This window comes from uncultured Campylobacter sp. (assembly GCF_938018035.1).
Taxonomy (GTDB): domain Bacteria; phylum Campylobacterota; class Campylobacteria; order Campylobacterales; family Campylobacteraceae; genus Campylobacter_B.
In genome coordinates this window covers 1-1,979 of sequence record NZ_CALIJF010000336.1, presented here as the reverse complement: position 1 = coordinate 1,979, position 1,979 = coordinate 1, and the positions used below count along the sequence as shown (strand labels likewise).

Annotated in this window: 1 protein-coding gene; it reads left to right on the top strand. The window is 34.8% G+C overall.

Features of this window, described 5'->3' with window-relative positions:
* A partial coding sequence (locus Q0257_RS10340; protein ID WP_298024606.1) for a DUF4209 domain-containing protein occupies positions 1 to 1,641 on the top strand: 1,641 nt, incomplete at its 5' end.
* Between the last annotated feature and the right edge of the window lie 338 nt (positions 1,642 to 1,979).

The window sequence follows — 1,979 nt, the reverse complement described above, 5'->3', positions numbered from 1 at the left end:
GAAAATTTTAAAAACGGGGATTTAAAAGTAAGTAAGGTATTTTATTTATTAAGGGACGCTTGCTCTATGACCTTAAAACCTAAAAGCACAAATGAGCCGTACGAAGCCGGATGCATCGCGGGCGATTGCAGATCGGCGATATTAGATGATTTTACCGAGCAGGATTTGGAATTTTTCGAGAGTATTTTAGATGAAATGACCGATTGCAGACTAAAATCAAGGATCGCCGATATTTTATGGATTTTAAAAAGTCCTAAAAATATCAAATTTTTAGAGATCGCCGCAAATGAATACTCGAAAATCTCTCTAGAGCCAAAGTCGCTAAACCAATTTAATATAGATGCTTTTGAAAGGGCTATCAGGCTATCGCGATTATCCAAAATCACAAAAAATCAATACGCCGAAATATCGAATAAAATTTTAGAATGTTTTAATAAGGCGGAGCCAACCGATCAATACTACTGCTTAAGGATGTCGTATTTATTGGATATTGTCAAGCTAGACAAAAAACTGCAATCAAGCGTAGCTGAAAAATTAGAAAATTTTGCCGATGCTTTTGCCAAAGAGGAAGAATTTATAGCGGCTATAGACTATTATCAAGAGTCGCAAAAATGGTATAAGAAGCTCAAAAATAGCCCCAAAATAGCCGAAACTGCACTTAAAATAGCTAATATCTTAATAGAAAAAGCAAAAGAAAGTAGCGCTATATCGTCAAAAATAGACCTAGAGCAAGCACTAAAAGAGCTCAGAAGCATCCCTACAAAAGATAGAAATGAGCTCGGAATCGATCAAAAAATAGACGAGATACGTAAGCTAATGGGGCAAAATAACCAAGATATTATAAGCGAAATGAGTTTGATTGCTACCGATAAGATCGATATTTCGCGTTATCAAAATAATGCAAAGCTAGCAGTAAAAGGCAAGCAACTATCTGAAGCGGTATTATGCCTAGCTAATATCACAGCAAATCCACTATATGAAGAGATCAAAAAGTCATCCGAGAATCTTTTAAAGAAGTCTCTTTTTTCAAATCTTATTACTCAAATTTACGTAGATGCCGGCGGAAGAAAATTATCGCAAATAACTACAAAAGATGATCGATTAAAACATGAAATGTACCAGCAATATAATATACATGTCGAGTTGGCGATAGACAGCAGTATATTGCCAGCATTTTGGCAAATTTTAAAGGAGCATAGAGTGTCTATGCGTTTCATTTATGATGTTTGCAGAAACTCTAGCGTAGTTCCGGTTGATAGGGTAGATATCTGGGCGCAAGGCTTATATTACGGCTTTGATAGAGACTTTTTGGTTTCAAGTCATTTGTTGATACCTCAAATAGAGCATTTGGCGAGAATTTTATTGCGACAAGAAAAAATCCCTACGACTACTATCGATGAAAATGGCGTAGAATCTGAAAAAAGCATAAATTCGCTTTTGCAAGAACCAAAAATATATGAATTGCTAGGGAGAGATTTGACGGAAGAGCTAAAATTTTTACTAACGGAGCCGATGGGGCTAAACTATAGAAATAAAATATGTCACGGACTGGTCAGCGAATCTCCAAATAGTGCCGATATTTATATTTGGTGGCTTTGCCTTAAGCTAGTAGTTAATAATTGTGTTTTGTATACAATATAACTCCAATCTAGAAAATTTTTTTGAGTGATTTTATTAAGATAGTACGTTTTATTTATATTTGCATTTTTTCAAATGAGTTTGATTTTAATGGTTTTGGACGTAGGCTCGCGCGACTAAAAATCAAAATTTTACCCTGCTGCGAGCGCCAAATTTATAATCCTATAAATTTAGAATTTTAAGAGTGAAATTTTGAATTAAAATTTCCCAAAATCTCTAAATTTTAAAATTTTAAATGCAATGCGGGCTTGGCGGCTTGTTCGCCATAGAGCTCGTAAATTCCGCTGCTGCAGAAATGGCGAACTCATTCGATTTAAAAATAAGACAAAATTTTAGCTAGA